Annotated in this window: 17 protein-coding genes and 1 pseudogene; 13 read left to right on the top strand and 5 right to left on the bottom strand. The window is 43.9% G+C overall.

Annotation, left to right across the window (positions count from 1 at the left end; genetic code table 11):
• Positions 1 to 397 precede the first annotated feature (397 nt).
• Positions 398 to 664, bottom strand: coding sequence for a YciI family protein (locus IM456_RS22865; protein WP_002736524.1), 267 nt, complete (start codon positions 662 to 664; stop codon positions 398 to 400).
• A gap of 159 nt (positions 665 to 823) precedes the next feature.
• On the opposite strand from IM456_RS22865, the gene IM456_RS22860 reads away from it, so the two are divergent.
• On the top strand, positions 824 to 1,375 hold the full coding sequence (locus IM456_RS22860) for a 2'-5' RNA ligase family protein (RefSeq protein WP_149987571.1): 552 nt from the start codon (positions 824 to 826) through the stop codon (positions 1,373 to 1,375).
• Positions 1,376 to 1,523: 148 nt separating this feature from the next.
• The gene (gene glcD, locus IM456_RS22855) at positions 1,524 to 2,990 is read left to right on the top strand and encodes a glycolate oxidase subunit GlcD (RefSeq protein ID WP_287691574.1); all 1,467 of its coding nucleotides are present in this window, start codon (positions 1,524 to 1,526) and stop codon (positions 2,988 to 2,990) included.
• Positions 2,991 to 3,359: 369 nt separating this feature from the next.
• Here glcD and IM456_RS22850 read toward each other — a convergent pair whose 3' ends face one another.
• Together IM456_RS22850 and IM456_RS22845 are read right to left on the bottom strand one after the other, a co-directional pair.
• The gene (locus IM456_RS22850) at positions 3,360 to 4,124 is read right to left on the bottom strand and encodes a hypothetical protein (RefSeq protein ID WP_149987569.1); all 765 of its coding nucleotides are present in this window, start codon (positions 4,122 to 4,124) and stop codon (positions 3,360 to 3,362) included.
• Positions 4,125 to 4,193: 69 nt separating this feature from the next.
• Positions 4,194 to 4,961 (bottom strand): creatininase family protein, encoded by a 768-nt coding sequence (locus IM456_RS22845; RefSeq protein WP_287691573.1) that lies wholly within the window; start codon positions 4,959 to 4,961, stop codon positions 4,194 to 4,196.
• A 74-nt stretch (positions 4,962 to 5,035) separates the two neighbouring features.
• On the opposite strand from IM456_RS22845, the gene IM456_RS22840 reads away from it, so the two are divergent.
• From IM456_RS22840 to phoU, 3 genes are all read left to right on the top strand, one after another.
• The gene (locus tag IM456_RS22840; RefSeq protein WP_287691572.1) at positions 5,036 to 5,788 is read left to right on the top strand and encodes a response regulator transcription factor; all 753 of its coding nucleotides are present in this window, start codon (positions 5,036 to 5,038) and stop codon (positions 5,786 to 5,788) included.
• 47 nt (positions 5,789 to 5,835) lie between these two features.
• Positions 5,836 to 7,128, top strand: coding sequence for a sensor histidine kinase (locus IM456_RS22835; protein ID WP_149987566.1), 1,293 nt, complete (start codon positions 5,836 to 5,838; stop codon positions 7,126 to 7,128).
• Positions 7,129 to 7,285: 157 nt separating this feature from the next.
• Entirely contained in the window at positions 7,286 to 7,954 is a 669-nt protein-coding gene (gene phoU / locus IM456_RS22830) for a phosphate signaling complex protein PhoU (RefSeq protein WP_002796027.1), read from the top strand.
• A 49-nt stretch (positions 7,955 to 8,003) separates the two neighbouring features.
• Here the strand turns inward: phoU and IM456_RS22825 are convergent, their stop codons facing one another.
• The gene (locus IM456_RS22825) at positions 8,004 to 8,873 is read right to left on the bottom strand and encodes an ABC transporter permease (RefSeq protein WP_149987565.1); all 870 of its coding nucleotides are present in this window, start codon (positions 8,871 to 8,873) and stop codon (positions 8,004 to 8,006) included.
• A gap of 312 nt (positions 8,874 to 9,185) precedes the next feature.
• Here IM456_RS22825 and IM456_RS22820 point away from each other — a divergent pair, with 312 nt between their 5' ends.
• The 6 genes from IM456_RS22820 to IM456_RS22795 all read left to right on the top strand — a co-directional run bounded on the left by IM456_RS22820 (position 9,186) and on the right by IM456_RS22795 (position 15,838).
• On the top strand, positions 9,186 to 9,662 hold the full coding sequence (locus tag IM456_RS22820; RefSeq protein WP_002735370.1) for an NAD(P)H-quinone oxidoreductase subunit N: 477 nt from the start codon (positions 9,186 to 9,188) through the stop codon (positions 9,660 to 9,662).
• Between the two features lie 322 nt (positions 9,663 to 9,984).
• On the top strand, positions 9,985 to 11,427 hold the full coding sequence (gene gltX, locus IM456_RS22815) for a glutamate--tRNA ligase (RefSeq protein WP_287691571.1): 1,443 nt from the start codon (positions 9,985 to 9,987) through the stop codon (positions 11,425 to 11,427).
• A gap of 256 nt (positions 11,428 to 11,683) precedes the next feature.
• Positions 11,684 to 12,766 (top strand): ATP-dependent 6-phosphofructokinase, encoded by a 1,083-nt coding sequence (locus tag IM456_RS22810; protein ID WP_125730933.1) that lies wholly within the window; start codon positions 11,684 to 11,686, stop codon positions 12,764 to 12,766.
• Between the two features lie 130 nt (positions 12,767 to 12,896).
• Entirely contained in the window at positions 12,897 to 14,309 is a 1,413-nt protein-coding gene (locus IM456_RS22805; RefSeq protein WP_149987562.1) for a DNA methyltransferase, read from the top strand.
• A complete protein-coding gene (locus IM456_RS22800) occupies positions 14,282 to 15,280 on the top strand; it encodes a type II restriction endonuclease (RefSeq protein ID WP_149987561.1) in 999 nt (332 codons plus the stop codon). The genes IM456_RS22805 and IM456_RS22800 overlap by 28 nt, the downstream gene beginning before the upstream one ends.
• Positions 15,281 to 15,514: 234 nt before the next feature.
• On the top strand, positions 15,515 to 15,838 hold the full coding sequence (locus IM456_RS22795; protein WP_149987560.1) for a SpoIIAA family protein: 324 nt from the start codon (positions 15,515 to 15,517) through the stop codon (positions 15,836 to 15,838).
• 333 nt (positions 15,839 to 16,171) lie between these two features.
• Here the strand turns inward: IM456_RS22795 and IM456_RS22790 are convergent, their stop codons facing one another.
• Positions 16,172 to 16,327 carry a hypothetical protein gene (locus IM456_RS22790; RefSeq protein ID WP_172970540.1) on the bottom strand — a complete coding sequence of 52 codons (156 nt, stop codon included), beginning with the start codon at positions 16,325 to 16,327 and terminating at the stop codon, positions 16,172 to 16,174.
• Positions 16,328 to 16,335: 8 nt separating this feature from the next.
• Here IM456_RS22790 and fni point away from each other — a divergent pair, with 8 nt between their 5' ends.
• A complete protein-coding gene (fni, locus tag IM456_RS22785) occupies positions 16,336 to 17,394 on the top strand; it encodes a type 2 isopentenyl-diphosphate Delta-isomerase (protein ID WP_149987559.1) in 1,059 nt (352 codons plus the stop codon).
• A gap of 307 nt (positions 17,395 to 17,701) precedes the next feature.
• Positions 17,702 to 17,782 (top strand): annotated as a pseudogene (locus tag IM456_RS22780) (helix-turn-helix domain-containing protein); the annotation flags it as partial.
• Between the last annotated feature and the right edge of the window lie 197 nt (positions 17,783 to 17,979).

The raw sequence follows: 17,979 nt of genomic DNA, 5'->3' as shown, positions 1-17,979 counted from the left end.
TTGGGGCAACTTTGGGTGTACTATCACGTCAAAAGCCTGAAGACTCGTGACATGAAATTTGCAATCCCATTGAATTTGACCCCGTATTATGCGAACTAACCCCCAAAAGCCTTGCTACAGGGCAAATTTAGAATTGCTGAATCAGTGATCAGTTATCAGATGTGAGTTTTCAGTTCACAGCAAAAAAGCTCCCCATCTCCCCACTCCCCCCGCAACGCGCACGAAGTGGTCTCCCGACTCCCCACTCCCCACCCCCATCTCCCCACTCCCAGGCAGTATTAACGAGTAATATTTAGATAATCAACAGCTTAACATTGCTGTGTTTTCACTGATGACTGATGACTGATGACTGATGACTGATGACTGATGACTTTTCACTGTTCCCTGAAAAGCTAGATTACTCGACGACAATTCGCCATTCATGGAGTTCGTATTCCACACAACCATTCTCGATTAAAGGGTCGCGAACTATAATTGCTTGAGCCTCCTCAAGAGAATCGGCCTTAAATAATAACATTCCGCCGCCCCTTTCTGCCCAATAACCGGTTTTTGCTGCTCGTCCTTGGCTAATTAAATCACGCACATAGTCCTTATGGGCGCTGACATAGCGATCGAAGGTAGTTTTATCAACAATGCCTTTTTCTATCTTGACAAACCAGGGCATAAATTCTCAGGAGACTAGGACTGATTAACAACCCTATAATTATACCGATTAATCTTGGCCGTCAATGGTGCAATGTAACAGAGCTAGACAATTAGCTAGAGTTGTTGAAGATTGCTAGAATCGAGATAATATCTTCATTTCTCTACCTTGCTTGTCTCCATGAATCAACCCCAGGGATCTCTATTTTTTATTGCGCTTTTGCCGCCACCAGAAGTACAGGAAATTGCCACAAAAATCAAGTTAGAGTTTGCAGAAATTTACAATAGTCGCGCCGCCCTGAAATCGCCTCCCCACGTCACTCTCCAACCCCCTTTCCGGTGGAATTTAGGACAATTACCGGATTTAGAAAGATGTTTAGAGGAATTTGCCTGCTTGCACGCTCCTATTCCCCTAATTCTCCAGAATTTTGCCGCCTTTAAACCGCGAGTCATTTATATTAATGTCCAGAAAACCCCAGAATTATTAACCCTGCAAAAACGGCTTTTACAGCAGCTAGAATCTTCCCTGAATATCATTGATAATGTCTCAAAAAGCCGAGCTTTTTCGCCCCATTTAACCGTTGGCTTCCGAGATTTAACTAAAGATAATTTCTGGAAAGCTTGGTCAAAATATGCTAATCAAGAGCTATTTTTTGAGGTGATGATTAATCAAATTACCCTCCTAATTCATAACGGTAAGCACTGGGAAATTTATCGGCAATTTTCTCTATGAATCTAGACCCTTGCAGGTTTCTATCTACAGAGGAAGGGGTTCTAGTGTTAAAATAGGAGAGAGCAGTTTTTAAAGCTTCATTTCCAGCTTTTTTGCGATATTTTAACCTATAGAGCCATTTTACTGCGACTCCGCCGCCCTGAAACCTATGTTACTCAAAAATACCCCGAAAATCTCCCCCAATCTGATCAAACAGTTAGAAGCGATCCTTGGCAAAGATGGAGTCATCCGTCGCAAAGATGAATTATTGACCTACGAGTGCGATGGTATCACAGCATACAGACAAAGACCCGCTCTTGTGGTATTGCCTCGCAGCACCGCAGAAATTGCGGCGGTGGTGAAACTCTGTCACGATAACGAGATTGCCTGGGTAGCGAGGGGTGCAGGAACAGGCGTATCGGGAGGGGCGTTACCCTTAGAAGAGGGGATTCTCATCGTCACGGCGCGGATGAATCAGATTCTCAGGGTTGATTTAGATAATCAAAGGGTGGTGGTACAGCCCGGGGTGATTAATAATTGGGTGACGCAAGCAGTAAGCGGGGCGGGATTTTATTATGCACCGGATCCCTCTAGTCAAATTATCTGCTCGATCGGTGGTAATGTGGCGGAAAATTCCGGCGGGGTTCACTGTTTAAAATACGGCGTGACTACCAATCACGTTATGGGCTTAAAAATCGTCCTTCCCGATGGTTCAATTATCGATGTGGGGGGTGCGGTACCGGAACAACCGGGCTACGATTTAACCGGTTTATTTGTGGGTTCCGAGGGAACTTTAGGCATCGCCACGGAAATCACCTTAAGAATCCTGAAAACTCCGGAATCTATCTGTGTTTTACTGGCCGATTTTACCAGTATCGAGGCGGCGGGCCAAGCGGTGGCGGATATTATTAAATCGGGAATGATTCCGGCGGGGATGGAGATTATGGATAATCTCAGTATCAACGCCGTGGAAGACGCGGTGGCTACCGGCTGTTATCCCCGGGATGCCGAGTCGGTTTTATTAGTAGAATTGGATGGTTTAGGGGTAGAAGTCGCCAGTAATAAACATCGGGTTGCCGAGATTTGCCGTCAAAATGGGGCGAGAAATATCACCACGGCTAATGATGCCGAAACCCGCTTGAAACTCTGGAAGGGCAGAAAAGCGGCTTTTGCGGCGGCGGGGAAAATTAGCCCTAATTATTTTGTGCAAGATGGGGTGATTCCCCGCACTCAATTGGTGTATGTTCTTCAGGAAATTAAGGCTTTAAGTGAAAAATACGGTTATAAAATCGCCAATGTTTTCCACGCTGGGGATGGCAATTTACACCCGTTGATTCTCTACGATAATAAGGTGGAGGGGGCTTGGGAAGAAGTGGAAGAATTAGGCGGTGAAATTCTCAAACTTTGTGTGCGGGTTGGGGGCAGTTTATCGGGCGAACATGGTATCGGCATCGATAAAAATTGTTATATGCCCGCCATGTTCAACGAGATTGACTTAGAAACTATGGGCTATGTGCGGGACTGCTTTAATCCCAAAGGTTTAGCTAACCCGGGAAAATTATTCCCCACCCCGCGCAGCTGTGGGGAAGCCGCTAATGCCAAAATGCAAGGGTTTGGGGGGGTGGATGTGTTTTAGGTTATCGGCAGTAATAGACCTCTTGCAGAAATCAAAATCGTTGTTAGGGTTAGGAGTCAGTAGCCAGTAGTCAGTAGTCAGGAGAATTAAGAATGAATAACAATCAATTAAATGGTCTATTTACAAATTTTATGCCATTTAATCCTTATTTTTGCTGTTTTTGAACCATGAAAAATTAATTATGCAAGAGGTTTAATGATTTTTCTGACTGATGACTGATACTAAATATGGTTATTAAAGACTGATTATCTATTGCCCCTTTTGCCTATTGCCTCTTGCCTCTTGCCTGTCCTAATAAGTAGTCTATACTCAACGGATTTGTTCTGATGACTGATGACTGATGACTGATGACTGATTACTGATTACTGATTACAGTCCAGCTTGGGGTCCTGGGGGCAGATTGATATTAGAGGGGAAAACCTGGACTTGTCTTTCCAGAAAGCGTTGAGTGATTAATTCTCGGAAAATCTCTAGATCTTTTTGCCATTGTCCCAGATATTGTTTGAGCAGATTTAATCGATCGCTACCCTGGGCCAGATTATAGTTAAAGTTACCGGCAAATAATAATGCCGCTAAGGTTTTGCCATCGGGTAATTGCAATTTTGCCTCGTTAATCGCCAGGGATAACTGAGAGGTTTCTAACTGATAAATTAGATTGATGCTGGCTTGTAGGGGGGCTATACCGAAATTGTGCCAAGGACCGGGGGCGAGAAGAGTTTCGGTGATGTATTTTTTAGCGGCATCGGGGCTACTAGGGAGAGGAACAATACTTTTCGGCGCGATACCCAGGGCTTGATATTCGGCTAAAGGGAGTTTATCTAGATATAAACCAACAATTTCTGGCAGTTTCAGGTTCAGGCTATCGGGAGAGTTAATTATCTCCACAAAGGTAATTTTCCGGGGTTGGGCGACGATGCTGATGCCATTTTGAAAATTAACTTGAGCGTAATTAGGATTGAGTACCGGCTGGCCATTTAATTCCCAGTCGGGGGGAACTATTCCCGAATATTTGAGGAAATCAACCGTTAGCATGGCGGGATTGAGGCTTTTGGCTGTAATTGCGATGGAAAGTTCTTGTATTTCCCGCAAACTAGCCAGAGCTTGATTGGAGTTATTGTCATTGGTGGCAATCATCGGTTTTCTCCTTGCATATTTAAGTTTTATCTTTAGGGTTACAGTTAAATTATTCCGGGTCTCGGAGGCCTAGTCACTAATCAACTTAGACAAAGGACAAGAGAGCCATTCTAGATAACTATTACTCAATTCTTTCACAGCCAATTCATAGAACCTCTGACCGTGTTCGGGAGTGGCCAAAGCAGGATTGGAACCCATACGACCATCGGGGTAGTTTTGGCGAAAATTAGCCGCACCGTAAATACCATGACCAGAAGCCACTTTTTCGGATAAAAAGGCGTTTTTAAGGCTCTCAGGGTAAAGATACTGAGTTAACGCCACTTCGCTCGGTGTAGCGTGAGAACCCTCCTGATCTCCATACAATTCTTTGGCTAAAAGATAAACTTCTCGCACCATAAACCAATTGGCCACTTGACATTTAACCTCGTTTGTGTTAGGTAAATTGAGGGAATCCAAATGATAATAGGTTTCCGCAAAAGCGGCTTTTAGGGTGGCAATATTGCCCCCGTGACCATTGACAAAGAAAAATTGACGAAAACCGGCTCTAGCTAAACAAGTCACATAGTCGAGGATGACTTGAATCAAAGTGCTAGGACGAAGGCTAATTGTACCTGGGAAAGCCGTGTGATGTAGGGCCATACCGACATTTAAGGTGGGTGCTACCATTGCTCGTACCTGTTTCCCCACTCCTTTAGCGATCGCCTCCGCACATAGAGCATCTGTACCAATCAGTCCCGTCGGCCCGTGTTGTTCCGTGGAACCAATGGGAATAATAATTCCCTGAGATTGTTCTAGATAGGATTCCACCTCTAACCATGTAGATAACTGTAATAACATTCGGCTCTAGCCTTCCAAAACGAATGCAGGTTGACAAATTGAGATAAAATTAGGACGAATAATCAAGTATTTTTATGTTAACCCTTGACAACCCCCCCTTGTCGGCGAGTGCGGATTTCGTTCCCAATCATCGGATTTTAATCGTTGAAGATGAAGAAGTGATTCGGGATATGATTATTTTGGCTTTGGAAGAAGAAGGTTACGAGGCTCTCGGTGTTAGTGATGGTCGCGTTGCCCTAGAACTACTGCAAAGTCAAGAATCTAATCACGGTGAGTCTCGTTTTGATTTGGTCGTTTTGGATTTAATGTTACCCCAAATCAACGGTCTTGATATCTGTCGTCTGTTGCGCTATCACGGCAATATTATCCCGATTTTAATTTTAAGTGCTAAGGCCAGCGAAACCGATCGAGTTTTGGGTTTAGAAGTGGGTGCCGATGATTATCTGACTAAACCCTTTAGTATGCGCGAATTAGTCGCTCGTTGTCGCGCTCTCATTCGTCGTCAAGGATTTACTTCCCTAGCTGCCGCTCCCGTGCGAAAATTCCGCGATGTTCTTCTCTATCCCCAGGAATGTCGGGTGACGGTGCGAGATGAAGAAATTAACCTTTCTCCTAAAGAATTCCGTCTCCTCGACCTATTTATGAGTTATCCGCGCCGAGTTTGGTCAAGAGACCAATTAATTGAACAAATTTGGGGTCCAGATTTTTTAGGAGACACCAAAACCGTCGATGTTCACATTCGCTGGTTACGGGAAAAACTAGAAATCGATCCCAGTCAACCGGAATACCTGATTACTGTACGCGGTTTCGGTTATCGTTTTGGCTAGGTGAGCGATTATATTTTCAAGTTTAGCGATCGCCGCTCGCGCAGACAATGACTATTTTCGCTTTTATTTTGGGAGTAGTTTTAGGTTTGAGTATTTGTTACTGGCAAGTCTCACGCTTAAATAGAGAGTTAAAGCGAACCCTGAGCGCTCTCTCGGATTCGGCGGATTTGTCGGCTTCTTTTCCCGTTACCTCCCTGGTGCGTCGAGAATTACAGTTTCTCTCCCAAAGTCTGCAAGAGCGAGAAAAGAGCTTAGAAATTCAGAAATCCTTGCTAGAACGAGCGCCGATCGCCTATCTTCATATAGATGCCGATAATCAACTGCTCTGGTGTAATCAACAGGCAATTACCCTCTTAAAACTCGATCGCTGGCAGCCAGATCAGGTACGTCTGCTGCTGGAATTAGTGCGCTCCTACGAATTAGATCAATTAATTCAAGAAACTCGTCAAAAACAGAGTCCACAGGTGCAAACTTGGACTTTTTACCCGACTAATTATCCTGTCATCCCCATTAGCGATCGCCAAGTGATTGCTCCTAAATCGATTGCCTTGAAGGGTTACGGTTATCCGCTGCCGGAAGGTAAAATCGCTGTATTTCTCGAAAATAGACAGCCTTTAGTGGAATTATCCCAAAATCGCGAGCGAGCTTTCTCTGACTTAACTCACGAGTTACGCACTCCCTTAACCTCCATTTCTCTCCTTACCGAAGCTTTACAAAAACGCCTCCAAGCTCCCGAAAGACGCTGGTTAGAACAAATGGCGAAAGAAGTGGAGCGTTTGAGCCAATTAGTCTGCGATTGGCTAGAAATCAGTGAATTACAAGCGGATGCGGGGCGATCTTTACAATACCAGATGATTAATCTACAGGATCTAATCACCACCGCTTGGCAGACTGTCACCCCTTTAGCGGCCCAAAAACAGATTAGCTTAGATTATTCCTCTCTGGCGGATTGGACGCTGGAAGTCGACCATTCTCGTCTGCTGCAAGTTTTCCTGAATCTCTTTGATAATGCCATTAAGTATAGTCCTGATCGGGGGGAAATTCGCCTAGAAATTCGGGAAATATCCGATACTATCGGGAAAAAATGGCTAAAAATTGACGTTATCGACAACGGAAAAGGATTTGACGAAGCGGATCTGCCCTACGTTTTTGATCGCCTCTTTCGTGGTGATCCTTCCCGCACCCGTCAAAAACAAGGCAGCAAGGATCATAGTACCGGTTTAGGTTTATCGATTGCCAAAGAGATTATTCAAGCCCACGGTGGTTCGATCGTCGCTCAAAATGATCCTAACACCGGTGGCGCTCGCATACAAGTCACTCTCCCCCGTCAAAAAAATTAGGTGGGAATTATGAATTATGAATTATGAATTGGGGAGAGGGGAAGTGGGGAGAGGGGAGAAAAAATTCTGTCAAGTTCTCTGGACAACTGTACAAAATCGAAAATTTTCTTGTTATCACTGTAGAGAAAGAGTAGTTTTATGTTAAGCGAATCTGACCGTGAGCCTATCCAAAGAAACCAATCATCCCGATCGCACCTATTTCGCTCGTTCTCTCCAGCGATTGGAACAGGATGTGCTGAGAATGGGAACCTTGGTCGAAGAATCCTTTCGTCTTAGCCATCAATCCCTTTTTGCTAGGGATTTGGAAATGGCGAAAAAAATCGCCCCCCTCGATAAGGAAATCGATCGCTACTATCGTCAAATCGAGTTAGATTGTGCCACTCTCATGACTCTACAAGCTCCCGTAGCCCAAGATTTGCGGCTTTTAAGTGCTTTTATGCAATTAGTGCGCGATTTGGAGCGTATCGGCGATTATGCCAAGGATTTAGCCGAAATAGCGCTCAAGTTATTCGCCTATACTCCTCATGATTGTATGAGTGAGATCGAGGCTATGTCCCACCATGCTCAGTATATGTTAGCCACGAGCCTTGTCGCCCTGGCCGACCTCGATCAAGAAGCCGGTCCAAAGGTCAAAGAACTAGATAATACGGTCGATCGAGCCTATGATTATCTCTATCACACTCTCGCCCATCAAAGAGATATCAAGGGTGTGGTGGAACCAATCCTGCTGATGGCTTTACTAATCCGTCATCTGGAACGCATGGCCGATCACGCCACCAATATCGCCCAAAGGGTATCCTACATCGTTACCGGACAGAGAGGCTGAGGGTGTGGAGGGTCCTGAGATGATTTCTCTCGAACTCTGGCCCCCGCTTTTAGCGTTTACGACTCAGAGGGTTAAAAATTTCACTTAACCCCTCCCCCAAGAGGGATAAACCCACCACCATCGTGGTCATTGCTAATCCGGGGAATAAAGTGGTCCACCAGATACCTGTAGATAAATCCGCCAAAGCTTCCTTGAGATCATGACCCCATTCAGGCACTTCTTCCGGTAATCCTAAGCCTAAAAAGCCTAAACCGCCTAAAACAAGGATCGCATCCGCCGCGTTGAGGGTAAAAAGAACTGGGACACTCTGGACGACATTAAAGAAAAGATATTTTGATAGTATACGCCTAGGACTGGCACCGATCGCTCGTGCCGCTTCGATAAATAACTCATTTTTGACGCTGGCGGTTTGATTTCTGACCACGCGAAAATATTGGGGAATATAGGCAATGCTAACAGCGATCGCTACATTGACGATACCACGACCCAAAACGAAGGCCAGAGCCACCGATAATAATAACCCCGGCAAGGTGTAGAGGGTATCCATGAGAAAGAGGAGAACGCGATCAATCTTACCCCCCAAATAACCGCTAATTAACCCTAAAGGAACCCCGATGACCAAAGATAATCCTGTGGCCAAAAATACCACGGACAAGGCCGCCCGGGTCCCGAATAGGGTGCGGGAAAAGACATCATAACCGCGCACATTCGTCCCGAACCAATGGGCAGAACTGGGGGCTTGTAGGGGATAATTGCTTAAAATGTCGGTTGGATCCTGAATCATGCCGATCGCTTGCAGAAGGGGCGAAAACAGGGCAATCAGGATAAAAATAATTGTCAATACCAACCCCACCCCTAGGAGCTTAGTGGTTAGGTTGGGTTTCAGAAAAGGATCTAGCGGCAATTTAACAGGAGTCATCGACAAAATTTAGCCATTGCATAGAACGCTAATTGTAGAAGACAAGGCTAACCTGCGACAAGAGCAGTGTTTTTTTCAGACAGCCGGGGCCGAAACGACCATAAACCAGAGCAAGACTGCTAAAGCTAAAACAGTTAGTTTAATGAGGATATAAAGCAGTCCGTTGGGATAAAGGAGATCGTGAAACATATTGCCTCCTTGGGAGAGTAGCGATTGTCTCTCTCTATCTTTGATCTTAAGTCTTTCTTTGTTCAGCTGACGCACAACTTAACAAAACGTGCGATTATAGGGAAAAAGATTTTTTTACTAGCTATGGCACTACTGACCACAGGAAAACCATTTATTCGCGATCTGGAACAATACGGTGCTTTAGGGGTTTACGCACCCTTAGAAGGGGGTTACGAGGGACGCTATCAAAGACGTTTACGGGCCACTGGGTACAATGTCCTGCATATCACTGCTAGAGGTCTAGGCGATTTAAGTGCCTATCTTACCGGCATTCATGGAGTCCGTCCCCCCCATTTAGGTAAAAAAAATATCGGTCGGGAAGCAGCCGTGGGACCGGTTTATTTTATTCCTCCCATTGCTACCTATCAATTGGAAAATTTACCCCCCAAATCTAAAGGTTTAGTGATTTGGATTATTGAAAGTTTTGTTTTATCGTCGGAAGAAAAACAATACTTAATTAATCTTAGTCAACAGGAACCCCGGTTAAAATTTGTCCTCGAATTGGGTGGGGAAAGATATTTCCGTTGGCAACCTTTGAGCAAATCTTTAGTCGCTGCCTAAATTACCGAAATAACACGGTTATTGAAATATCTCCCCCTCAAACCCTCTCCCCGGAGAGGGAAACTTCAATTCTTGAGAGTTTGTTGTTCCTTTCTCACCCTTTGGTAGCTATTTATTTAAGTAGGGAGGCACAATTCTTTGTAGGATGGGTTAGCGGTAGCGTAACCCATGCGGGAGTTGGGTTTCATGCTTCAACCCAACCTACGTTCATCTTATATTTAATTCCACCCACCCATTTAATTTTCTTAATTTCGCGAGTTGGCCTAGGTGAATTTGCCATAATATGGGATATCGTTGCCGCAAAAAACCTAGGAGTTAAATCGTGACAGTGAGAGTTCGTATTGCCCCCAGTCCCACGGGAAATTTACACATTGGAACAGCGCGCACAGCCGTGTTTAACTGGCTTTTTGCCCATCATCACCGGGGGAAATTTATCTTGCGCGTGGAAGATACAGATTTAGAACGTTCTCGACCAGAATATACGGAAAATATTCAAGCGGGCCTACAATGGTTAGGACTGAATTGGGATGAAGGTCCTTTTTTTCAAACTCAACGCCTTAATTATTATCGTCAGGCTATTCAAACCCTGCTCGATCGAGGTTTAGCCTATCGTTGTTATTGTACCCCGGAAGAATTGGAAAAAATGCGGGAAGAACAAAAAGCCCGCAATCTTGCCCCCCGTTACGATAATCGTCACCGTTATCTCACCCCCGAACAACAAGCTCAATTCGAGCAAGCGGGGAGAAAAGCAGTAATTCGTTTTATTATTGACGATGATCGAGAAATTATTTGGCAGGATTTAATCCGGGAAAAAGTTATCTGGAAAGGTAGTGATTTAGGGGGGGATATGGTGATCGCTCGTACCTCGGAAAATGCGGAAGAAAACTTCGGTCAGCCTCTCTATAATTTAGCGGTAGTTGTTGATGATATCGATATGGAAATTACCCATGTTATTCGTGGGGAAGATCACATCGCTAATACGGCTAAACAAATTCTTTTATACGAAGCTTTAGGGGCAAAAGTGCCGGAGTTTGCCCACAGTCCTTTGATCTTAAATCAGGAGGGTCGTAAGTTATCTAAACGGGATGGAGTCACTTCGATCGATGATTTCCGAAAACTGGGTTTTTTGCCGCAAGCTTTGGTTAATTACATGACTCTCCTCGGTTGGACTCCTCCCGATTCCACTGAAGAAATTTTTACCCTTGAAGCGGCCGCTGAAGTGTTTAGTTTAGAACGGGTAAATAAAGCGGGGGCAAAATTTGACTGGACGAAATTGGATTGGATTAATAGTCAATATCTCCATCGTTTAAACGGTGAGGAATTAGTGCCTTTACTTCTCCCCTACTGGCAAGAAGCAGGGTATAATTTTGATGCTGAAACCGATCGAGCTTGGTTGATCGGTTTGGCTACTCTCATCGGTCCGAGTTTAACTCGTTTAAGCGATGCTGTCGCTGAAAGTCGTTTACTTTTAACCCCTCTGGCTAATTATAATCAGGAGGCTTTAAGTCAATTACAATTAGAGGGAGTTAAGGATATTATCAAGGATATTCTCGCCGCTATTACTCCCAATTTGACTGGAGAAGTTGCTAAGGGTATTGTGGAGACAACAACTAAAGCCCATCGGGTTAAAAAAGGTCTGGTGATGAAGTCTCTACGCGCCGCTTTGATGGGGGAGTTACACGGTCCGGATTTAATGCAGTCTTGGCTACTTCTCAATCAAAAAGGTTGGGATCTATCCCGTCTTCAGCAAGCAGTAAATAGTTAAATTGATTGACTATCAGTTATCAGAAAATTTCTCGCATATTAGGGTTGACAAATGCCCTAAGATTGCTATATACTTTCTAGTATAATGGGAATCCGTTTCGCCCTGCATACCCTGCTAGGGGGACTGAGGGGACAGGGGCGAAGTTTTCGGTTTTTTCCCCTAGCTGTCAGGGACGATCTAGAAACTTTCTTAATTTTCAGGCATTATCCGCAACTTTTCCCTAAATATAGATTTGTTGATCTCCTGACAAAAACCTATGGGTGAAAAAAAACGAATTGGAATTCTCACCAGTGGTGGCGACTGTGCGGGTTTAAATGCCGCCATTCGTGCCGTTGTCCACCATGCCAGTGGCAATTATGGCTGGGAAGTGGTGGGTATTCGAGAAGCAACGAACGGATTAGTTAACCGTCCCCCCAAAACCACTATCTTTGACATTGAAGGAGTCGATCGCCTGTTGGTGATGGGAGGAACAATTCTCGGTACTACCAATAAGGGGGATCCCTTCGCTTTCCCGATGCCCGATGGAACCCTGATCGATCGCTCTCAGGAAATCATTGACGGCTATCATAGTCTGGGACTGGATGCCCTGATCGGCATCGGTGGCGATGGTAGTCTGGCGATTTTGCGCCGTATTGCCCAACAGGGAGGCATTAATCTGATTGGTATCCCCAAAACCATCGATAATGATGTGGGAGCTACAGAAGTCTCCATCGGCTTCGATACAGCTACTAATATCGCCACAGAAGCCCTCGATCGGCTCCATTTTACCGCCGCTAGTCATAACCGGGTGATGATTCTAGAAGTTATGGGTAGAGATGCCGGCCATATCGCCCTAGCTGCCGGTATTGCGGGGGGGGCCCATATCATTCTCATTCCCGAAATTCCCTACCGATTAGAGAAGATCTGCGAGAAGATCCGGCAACGGCAGCGTCTGGATAAACAGTTTTCTCTGATTATTGTCTCCGAGGCTGTGCGTACCGAAACTGGCAATCGCCTAGTGCAAAAGGAAGCCCTAGGGGAAGATCGTCTCGGGGGTATCGGTCGCTATTTAGCCGAAGAAGTTGCCAGGGAAACCGGGGCCGAAACGAGAGTGACTTTCCTGGGCCACATTCAACGGGGGGGTATTCCTTCTCCGATGGATCGCTTACTGGGGGCGGCTTTTGGCGTGGCGGCCGTGGATTTGATCGCTCGGGAAGAATTCGATCGCATGGTGGCCTGGCAAAATCGGCAAGTGGTCAGTGTTCCCATTGAGGAGGCGATTAAAACCTATCGCGTCGTCGATCCCGAAGAAACTTTAGTCAAAACCGCCAGGGGTTTGGGTATTTGTCTAGGGGATTGAGATTAAATCTAGGGGAATCGGTGCGAGAATTAACCCTTAAGTATCGCCCTTTCCCCACCGATTAAAATTACCAATCAAATAAAGATAAACTCTGATAATTATTTTTCGGCAATTTCGCCAGTAAACCTAAATGATTAATAGTTCAGTTAATGTAGCAGAAAGATTGTTAGAAATCAACAATCTCGATCGAGAATTATTTAATTATTTTCAAGACAAATTACTTGATTCTGAGCAATTATCTCGTACCCTAGTGAGTTTTCAAGGTAATAAGAACCAACCGGTTTATCGCTGGTATAAATATAAAGAGGGTTTTTCCGTTGATCTGATAGTTTATCTTCTAGAAAAATATGGTATCAAACAAGGAAAAATACTAGACCCTTTTGCTGGCAGCGGAACAACTTTATTTGCGGCGGCGGCCAGGGGTTTATCAGCAGATGGAATAGAACTATTGCCGATTGGACAAGAATTAATTATTACTAGACAAATTTTAGAAAATGGCTTAAATAGTGATGATATACATCGTCTAGAGTACTGGTCTAACCATAGCCTTTGGCAACAGGTAGATGACAAAGTTAAGTTATTAGAATTACCAATTACTCAAGGAGCATATCCCCAAGAAAATCAGGCTTGTATAGAAAGTTACTTAGGGTTGATTGCCCAAGAGAATGAGCGAGTGCAAGCGATCTTAAAATTTGCCTTACTTTCTATTCTCGAATCAATTAGCTATACTAGAAAAGATGGTCAATACCTCCGTTGGGATTATCGTTCTGGTAAACAACAGGGCAAAAATATATTTGACAAAGGAAAAATTTTAGACTTTAAAATTGCCCTACATAGCAAGTTACGAGAAATTCTCGCAGATTTAGAGCCTAGTCAGCAACAATTGGAACTTTTTTCTAGAGATTATCCTCGGGGAAAAATTCAACTATATCAAGGTTCTTGTCTTGAGATTTTGCCAGAGATTTCGTCAGAAAAATACGATTCTATTATTACTTCTCCTCCTTATTGTAATCGCTATGATTATACTCGTATCTACGCTTTGGAATTGGCTCTGTTGGGAATAGATCAACTACAATTAAAACAATTACGTCAACAAATGCTTAGTTGCACTGTTGAAAATAAACCCAAAGAGTTACTAAAAATCAATGAACATTGGTCGCCAGCCATTGCCATAACTGATCGTCAAAAATTATTAGAAAGTATCCTAGGTTATTTAGAGGAATTAAAATCAAGCAAGGCCTTAAATAACCATGGTATTCCTCGGATGATTAGGGGGTATTTTCTGGAAATGTCTTGTCTAATTTATGAATGCTTTCGGGTTATGAAATCCTCGGGTATTTTCTGTATGATTAATGATAACGTGCGCTATGCGGGGGCTAGTATTTCTGTAGATTTAATTTTGTCAAAAATTGCTGAAGAAATTGGATTTAAAGTAGAAAATATTTTAGTAGTTCCTCAGGGAAAAGGTAATAGTAGTCAGCAAATGGGATGTCATGGTAGAGAATCTTTAAGAAAATGTATTTATGTGTGGAGAAAGCCTTAATGGAAAAACCCTATCTCTTGCATTTAAACCAAAGTTGTGATTTGGAGACTACCTATGAAGCTATCCGTTCAGGATTTATTGCTCTAGCCTTAGAAAAAAATCAGAGAGCTACTCCTTTAATTGCAGAAGCAAGAACCTTAAAAATTATTGCACAAACCGTAAACAATCCTAGAGATTTACTAAACATCCCAGATATTCAAGCGGCTTTATTAACTGCATCGGGAATTTCTGATAAAGCTAAAAATTATTTACATCCCCAAGACAAGGTAGAAGCAATTCAAGAATTAATTGTCAATTTTCTGGAACCTGCGGGGACTAATTTTGTCGAGGAGTTAGTCTATAGATTTCTATTGATTCGGGGTGACACTTTAGGAGGAATCATGAGAAACGCGGGTGGCTCCTTAGCTCAAAGTAAATTTACTCGTTCTCTATTAGCAACTTTAAGAGTAGCAGGAATTGCTTATGATTGGCTCAATTCTAGTAATAATCAATGGAGAGCAGCGGAAGAAATGACACCTAATCTAGAAATCTTGGTTAGAGGTGTTAGCTGGTTAAATAACAGCCAACCAAGAACAATAATTTATAATGTCAATGTTCCCATTGTTAATAACAACAATATTGATTTGTGCCTTTTAAAATGTGATTCGACGCAATTAGCTAATCAAAAAAACAAAAAACAAACCTTACAATCTCCTGATTTATACATTGCTTTGGGAGAATTGAAAGGTGGGATTGATCCCGCGGGAGCAGATGAACATTGGAAAACTGCTCGTACTGCTTTGCAGAGAATTGATGATGCTTTTAGAAAAATCTCTAAGCATCCTTATACTTTTTTTATCGGGGCTGCTATTGAAACAAAAATGGCTAGGGAAATTTATCAGCAATTAGAGACGAAAAAACTCACCAATGCCGCTAACTTAACCAATGATAATCAACTGGTTTCAATTATGCGTTGGCTATGCCATCTTTAAGCTTAATTAATATCTAGAAAATTACCAGTCAAATAAAGTCCAGTTGGGTTGGTTAGCAACGCATAAACCACCCAATTCTGATTGGATGGGAAGAAGAATTAACCAGCCTAATCTTTGTGTCCTTTGTGTCTTTGTGGTTATTCTCTGCGATCGCTTGTTAATTTTCCCTCAATCTTGGTCCCACTATTTGTGATAGTATATAGTTAGACTTCGACCATTTGGGAGAGGCAAACTATGATAGATTATGATTTAGACGCGGCGCATAGCATTCTGTATATGCAACCTACATCTGCACTTGCGGCGGAAGATTTCATCAAGATTGCGGAGGCAGTGGACCCCCACATTGAAGCCACTGGTGGCCTTGCTGGCGTAATCATCGAAGTACCTACTTTCACCGGTTGGGAAAGTTTTGGAGCCTTGGTTGCTCATTTCCGGCTGATACGCGACCATCACAAGTACGTCAGTAAGGTTGCAGTGGTGACTGATTCCACTCTGGTTAAACTGATTGAAAGTCTGGCTTCCCACTTTGTCGCGGCTGAAGTCAGGCAGCAGCCGTAGGGTGCGTTCCCTAATGCAAGTCCTACTGCTCCACTGATAGATTTTTGGGAACGCACCATGCTCATTCATTGAAGTTGTCAGTTTAAGTGCGATGCCGAAGGCACTGCGTAGCAGTACGGCGATCTGGTAGCAGTGGTAGGGTGGCTATACACAAACAAGATTATCAAAGAGCCAGAATGGGTATCTAGTGGGTAGCGGAAGCCGATTAATCAGTACGAGAACCATTCCGCGTGGAAATCCTTCAACTTGATTTTACAGATGCGGCGATCTTTACCATAGCTGAAAGGCTAAACATCACTTGCGTTTACAGACTCGATCGTCGAGATTTTTCGATTATGCGTCCAAGGCACTGCGATTACTTTGAGTTATTCCCTTGAACCGCCCGCTAACATAGGTCTGATGGTGGAAATAACCGTGATCATTGGGCATATTATCAACTGGAACAATTGACTGGATATCCTGTATATTTGACTGTGTAGCGATTGTCATCCTTACCTATGACCACTCTCCCCCCTGTTAATACCGCTAGTGACATAGAACATCGTAAAGCCGAACATTTGCGAGTTTGTCTGGAAGAAGACGTAGAATTTAGCGAAATTAGCAGTGGATTAGAGAAATATCGCTTTAATCACTGCTGTTTGCCAGAACTAGACCGCGGTGATATTAATATTGGTACTAGCTTTTTGGGCAAAACCCTCGGCGCCCCTCTATTGATTTCTTCGATGACAGGGGGAACTACCTTAGCCCATCTAGTCAATACTCGACTGGCAACCGTCGCCCAACGTTACCGTTTGGCGATGGGGGTTGGGTCCCAACGCATCGCCCTCGAACAGCCGGAATTAGCCGCCACTTTTTCCGTTCGCCATCTCGCCCCCGATATTCTACTTTTGGCTAATTTAGGGGCAGTACAGTTAAATTATGGCTGTGGCGTGGAAGAATGCCTCAAATTAGTCGATTTATTAGAGGCTGATGCCCTGATTCTTCATCTTAATCCCCTGCAAGAATGGGTACAATCGGGAGGCGATAAAAATTTTCGAGGACTCATTGACAAAATCGCCCTTGTCTGCTCTAAATTGCCCGTTCCTGTGGTGGCCAAGGAAGTGGGTAACGGCATCTCCAGGACAATGGCTCAAAAGTTAATAGAGGCGGGGGTGGCGGCGATTGATGTGGCGGGGGCTGGCGGTACTTCTTGGGCAAAGGTGGAAAGTCAAAGGGCAAAAGACAAAAAACAGCGTCATTTAGGTCAAGTTTTTGCCGATTGGGGTTTACCCACAGCCGATTGTATTACCTCGATCCGGGCGATTAATTCTACTATTCCTCTCATCGCTTCCGGGGGCTTGAAAAATGGGGTCGATATTGGCAAAGCTATCGCTTTAGGGGCTGATTTAGGCGGTTTAGCCCGACCTTTCCTCATCGCGGCCGTGGCATCGGAGGCGGCAGTAGATGAGTTGGTGACATTTTTAATTGCTGAATTAGAAATTGCTTTATTCTGCACGGGTAATGCTAATTTATCGGCTTTAAAAAATTCTGGTTCATTATCGAAAATTTGGGTTTAAAACCCCGTCGTAGAACGACGGCTTTTCTTGATCCCGAATAGAGCATCTGAGAACTGCCAAGGGCGCACCTCTCAGTTATCAGTTATCAGTTATCAGTGGGTAAGTTATCAGTTATCAGTTATCAGTTATCAGTGGGTAAGTTATCAGTTATCAGATGTGAGTTTTTAAGTGTGCAGTACTAAATAGAAGTTTCCTACTGTCTTTTTACTGATTACTGTTTACTGCTCACTGATTACTGATTACTAACCGACTTGACATGATTGGCACGACCGTTAAAATAGAGTGTAGATACGCTCATTTTAAGCCAATGAAAGCAAGGTATCAATACCGCCTTTACCCAACCAACCAACAAAAAAAGCTTTTGTCTCAATTGTTCGGGTGTGTGCGCTGAGAGGGGGACAAGCCAGCTACAAAGTAGACAGGGCAAGCTCTATAGCTCTTTGCCCTTTGATGTAATCCTTCAACCGATAGCGGCTAATTTGCATTAGCTCTTCTATATTTTTTGGGAACATTTGATGTAGCTGGAGCCAATGATAGAGATGTTGACCCACATAAAAACTGCTGTGTCTGCGTTGACCTTTATAT

It is taken from the genome of Microcystis sp. M079S1 (genome assembly GCF_020246425.1).
Classification (GTDB): Bacteria; Cyanobacteriota; Cyanobacteriia; order Cyanobacteriales; family Microcystaceae; genus Microcystis; species Microcystis aeruginosa.
This window is presented reverse-complemented; position numbering and strand designations above follow the sequence as displayed.

Coding starts and splice junctions, on each gene's coding strand:
- IM456_RS22865 (WP_002736524.1), bottom strand. CDS start 664: ATGCCCTGGTTTGTCAAGATAGAAAAAGGCATTGTTGATAAAACTACC.
- IM456_RS22860 (WP_149987571.1), top strand. CDS start 824: ATGAATCAACCCCAGGGATCTCTATTTTTTATTGCGCTTTTGCCGCCA.
- glcD (WP_287691574.1), top strand. CDS start 1,524: ATGTTACTCAAAAATACCCCGAAAATCTCCCCCAATCTGATCAAACAG.
- IM456_RS22850 (WP_149987569.1), bottom strand. CDS start 4,124: ATGATTGCCACCAATGACAATAACTCCAATCAAGCTCTGGCTAGTTTG.
- IM456_RS22845 (WP_287691573.1), bottom strand. CDS start 4,961: ATGTTATTACAGTTATCTACATGGTTAGAGGTGGAATCCTATCTAGAA.
- IM456_RS22840 (WP_287691572.1), top strand. CDS start 5,036: ATGTTAACCCTTGACAACCCCCCCTTGTCGGCGAGTGCGGATTTCGTT.
- IM456_RS22835 (WP_149987566.1), top strand. CDS start 5,836: ATGACTATTTTCGCTTTTATTTTGGGAGTAGTTTTAGGTTTGAGTATT.
- IM456_RS22825 (WP_149987565.1), bottom strand. CDS start 8,873: ATGACTCCTGTTAAATTGCCGCTAGATCCTTTTCTGAAACCCAACCTA.
- IM456_RS22820 (WP_002735370.1), top strand. CDS start 9,186: ATGGCACTACTGACCACAGGAAAACCATTTATTCGCGATCTGGAACAA.
- IM456_RS22810 (WP_125730933.1), top strand. CDS start 11,684: ATGGGTGAAAAAAAACGAATTGGAATTCTCACCAGTGGTGGCGACTGT.
- IM456_RS22805 (WP_149987562.1), top strand. CDS start 12,897: ATGATTAATAGTTCAGTTAATGTAGCAGAAAGATTGTTAGAAATCAAC.
- IM456_RS22800 (WP_149987561.1), top strand. CDS start 14,282: ATGTATTTATGTGTGGAGAAAGCCTTAATGGAAAAACCCTATCTCTTG.
- IM456_RS22795 (WP_149987560.1), top strand. CDS start 15,515: ATGATAGATTATGATTTAGACGCGGCGCATAGCATTCTGTATATGCAA.
- IM456_RS22790 (WP_172970540.1), bottom strand. CDS start 16,327: ATGACAATCGCTACACAGTCAAATATACAGGATATCCAGTCAATTGTT.
- fni (WP_149987559.1), top strand. CDS start 16,336: ATGACCACTCTCCCCCCTGTTAATACCGCTAGTGACATAGAACATCGT.